Origin of the sequence: Polaromonas sp. (genome assembly GCF_018780625.1) — a bacterium.
Lineage (GTDB): Bacteria > Pseudomonadota > Gammaproteobacteria > Burkholderiales > Burkholderiaceae_C > Polaromonas.
This window is the reverse complement of sequence record NZ_JADMJK010000192.1, coordinates 1-3,483: the sequence shown is the minus strand read 5'-3', so window position 1 is coordinate 3,483 and position 3,483 is coordinate 1. Positions and strand designations below refer to the sequence as shown.

The following is a 3,483-nucleotide window of genomic DNA, read 5'->3' as shown; positions in this document are numbered from 1 at the left end:
GCCAGTTTTGCCGCCGCTACGGCTTCAAGGACAAGCCCCTGCGCATCCGCTTTCGCCTGCTGGACCCGCGTGTGGTGCTGTTGCCCGATGGATGTGAGCAGGACATCGGCGTGACCCAGGCCGCTTTTGAGCGGCTTGACCTCCCCGTCAGCCGGGTGTTCATCACCGAAAACGAGGTCAACTTTCTGGCCTTTCCGCCGCTGGCGGGCAGCATGGTGATCTTTGGCGCGGGTTATGGCTTCGAGGTGCTGGCAGGTGCCCAGTGGCTGCAACAGCGCAGCATTTATTACTGGGGCGACATTGACACCCACGGCTTTGCCATCCTGGACCAACTGCGTGCCCAGCTGCCCCACGCCCACTCGTTGCTGATGGACAGAGCCACCTTGCTGGCCCATGCCTCGCAATGGGGCGAGGAGCCGCAACCCCTGCTGCGTGACCTGCCACGGCTGACGGACGAAGAGCGTGCGCTGTTTGATGAACTGCGCGACAACCGGCTGCGTGCGCGCCTGCGGTTGGAGCAGGAGCGCATTGGCTTTGGCTGGCTGCAGCAGGCGCTGGCAGCCTTGCCAGCCGTTTTGTTGTTGGATGACGCGACATGAGTCCTGAATTGGATGCACTTATTTTTGCCGCGGCTATCTTGCTGGCGTTCGCCATCGACCACTATCTGGGCGAGCCCGCAGCCCGCTGGCATCCTGTTGTGTGGATGGGGAACTACCTGGGCTGGGCTGGTCGGCACCTGCAGCGCTTCACCCGCCAGGCGCTGAACCATGCCTCTGATTACAAGGCTTTTAGCCTCGGAGCCCTTGCGTGGTCTGCGGGAGCAGCTATTGTTTGTGTAGCATCCTGGGCGTTGCAAAAAGGTCTGCTGGCCCTGCCAGACGCGCTGGGGCCCATTCCGGGCGGCGTGCTCGCGGCGCTGTTGCTGGGCCTGGCGCTCAAACCGCTGCTGGCGTGGGCCATGTTGCGCAGCGAGGTGCTGGCGGTGGAAAACGCCTTGTCCCCCGCACAGGGCGGCTCGCTGGCTGCCGGACGCGAACGTCTGAGCTGGTTGGTCAGCCGCGATGTGACCCATTTGACCGAGACCCAGGTGCGCGAGAGCGCCATTGAGACGCTGGCGGAAAACCTCAACGATTCGGTGGTGGCGCCGATCTTCTGGTTTGTGTTGCTGGGTCTGCCGGGCGCGGCACTCTACCGCTTTGCCAATACCGCCGATGCCATGTGGGGCTACCGGGGAACGTACCGGGGCCAGCACTGGGAATGGGCCGGCAAATGGGCGGCCTGGGCCGACGACGCGCTGTCGTGGCTGCCCGCGCGGCTCACGGCGTTGCTGCTGGCGCTGGTGACGGGCGGTGTTTCGTTCAGGGCATTGCGTCTGGAAGCCCGCAAAACCCCGTCACCCAACAGCGGCTGGCCCATGGCGGCCATGGCGCTGGCGCTGGGCATTTCACTCGGCAAGCCCGGCGTCTACACGCTCAACGCTGCGGGCCGCGCGCCGCAGGCGGCTGACACGGGGCTGGCCCAGAAATATGCATTAAAAGCGCTTCTGGCGCTTGTTCCAATTGCGCTGGTAGCTATAGATTTAATAGCGTTTTGGGCCAGACCATGACTTGCAACCCACCCGCCAGCGCGCGAATTCACGGCGGCCCCGACCGCCACGGCGTACCGCGCCACGACTTTTCGACCAACAGCAACGCCTGCGGGCCGTGCCCCGGCGCCCAGGCCGCCGTGCGCCAGGCCGACGCCACGCAGTACCCCGACGCCAGCTACACCGCCTTGCGCCAGCAGCTGGCCGCCTTTCACGGTGTGGACGCGGCGCGCGTGGTGCTGGCCGCCAGCGCCAGCGAGTTCATTTTTCGCATCACCGCGCTGGTTGCGCAGCAGGGCGGGCGCGCTGTTGGGCTGCCGCCGCACAGCTACGGCGACTACGCGCAAGCGGCCCACGCGCACCGGCTGGCCGTGGTGGCGGACACGGGCGATGCCCCGTTGCGCTGGGCCTGCGAGCCGTCGAGCCCGCTGGGCGCGGCGCACGCAGGGCTGGCTGAATTGGTTGAGCTGATTGATTCGCATGCGGCCATCACCGTGCTGGACCGCGCCTACGAGCCGCTGCGGCTGGGCGGCGCGCCGTCGCTGACGCCCGCGCAGCTGCAAACCGTCTGGCAACTCTGGACGCCCAACAAGGCGCTGGGCCTGACCGGCGTGCGCGCCGCCTACGCGATTGCCCCCATGGGCGCGGAGGCGGCCGTGTTCCAGCTCGACCAGCTCAGCCCGTCCTGGCCGGTGGGCGCGCACGGCGTGGCGATGCTGCAGGCCTGGACCGAACCGGCCGTGCAGGCCTGGCTGGCCAGCAGCCTGGCCACGCTGCGCGCATGGAAAGCCCGGCAAATTGCGCTGTGCGAATCGTTGGGTTGGACCTGCCTGCGCAGCGACGCGAATTTCTATTGCACCAAGCCTGCGCTGCCCGACGGCCTGAGCCTGACGCAAGCACTGGATCAATTGCGCAGCCACGGCATCAAGCTGCGCGACACCGCCTCGTTTGGCTTGCCCGGCCATGTGCGCATCAGCGTGCAGCCGCCTGCCGAGCAAGACGCGCTGCGCCAGGCGTTGCAACAACTTACCAACCACAGGACAACACAATGACCGCAAAAAGCGTCATGGTGCTAGGCACTACCAGCAACGCCGGCAAGAGCTGGCTGACCACCGCGCTGTGCCGCTACTATGCCCGCCAGGGCTTGAAGGTCGCGCCCTACAAGTCGCAGAACATGAGCAACAACGCTAGAGTGGTGGCCGGCGGCGAGATCGGCAGCGCGCAGTATTTCCAGGCGCTGGCCGCACGCAGCACGCCCGATGTGCGCATGAACCCGCTGCTGCTCAAGCCCGAAAAAGACACGCAAAGCCAGGTCGTGCTGATGGGCCGGGTCAACGCCGAACTCTCGCGCATGGAATGGCGCGGCCGCAGCCTGTCGGTCTGGCCGGTGGTGGCGCAGGCGCTGGACGAGTTGCTGGCCGAGAACGACGTGGTGGTGATAGAAGGCGCGGGCTCGCCGGCCGAGATCAACCTCAAGTCCTGCGACATCGTCAACATGCGCGTGGCGTTGCATGCGAATGCGGCCTGCCTGCTGGTGACTGACATTGACCGGGGCGGGGCGTTTGCCCACCTCTACGGCACCTGGGCCATGCTGGACGAGGCTGAGCGCGCGCTGATCAAGGGCTTTGTGCTCAACAAGTTCCGGGGCGACGCCAAGCTGCTGGCGCCGGGGCCGCAGATGCTGCAGGACCTGACCGGCGTGCCGACCGTGGCCACGCTGCCGATGTGGTGGCAGCATGGTCTGCCCGAGGAGGACGGTGTCTTTGATGACCGCAGCACGGCGGCCGGCGCGGTGACCACGACCGTCGCCGTCATCGCCTACCCGCGCATCAGCAACCTGGATGAATTCCAGCCGCTCAAAAACGTGCCCGGCGTGCGCCTGAAATGGGTGCGCAGCC

At 66.5% G+C, this 3,483-nt stretch carries 4 protein-coding genes; all 4 read left to right on the top strand.

Annotated features, from left to right (window positions below; genetic code table 11):
• Positions 1 to 599, top strand: a 599-nt coding sequence (locus IV091_RS14640; RefSeq protein WP_293469978.1) for a DUF2220 domain-containing protein, incomplete at its 5' end; no start/stop codon positions are given.
• Positions 596 to 1,606 (top strand): adenosylcobinamide-phosphate synthase CbiB, encoded by a 1,011-nt coding sequence (gene cbiB / locus IV091_RS14635; protein WP_293469976.1) that lies wholly within the window; start codon positions 596 to 598, stop codon positions 1,604 to 1,606. The genes IV091_RS14640 and cbiB, both read left to right, overlap by 4 nt.
• A complete protein-coding gene (locus IV091_RS14630) occupies positions 1,603 to 2,637 on the top strand; it encodes an aminotransferase class I/II-fold pyridoxal phosphate-dependent enzyme (protein ID WP_293469974.1) in 1,035 nt (344 codons plus the stop codon). The genes cbiB and IV091_RS14630 overlap by 4 nt, the downstream gene beginning before the upstream one ends.
• Positions 2,634 to 3,483: cobyric acid synthase (locus tag IV091_RS14625; protein ID WP_293469972.1), on the top strand; the 850-nt coding region annotated here is incomplete at its 3' end. The genes IV091_RS14630 and IV091_RS14625, both read left to right, overlap by 4 nt.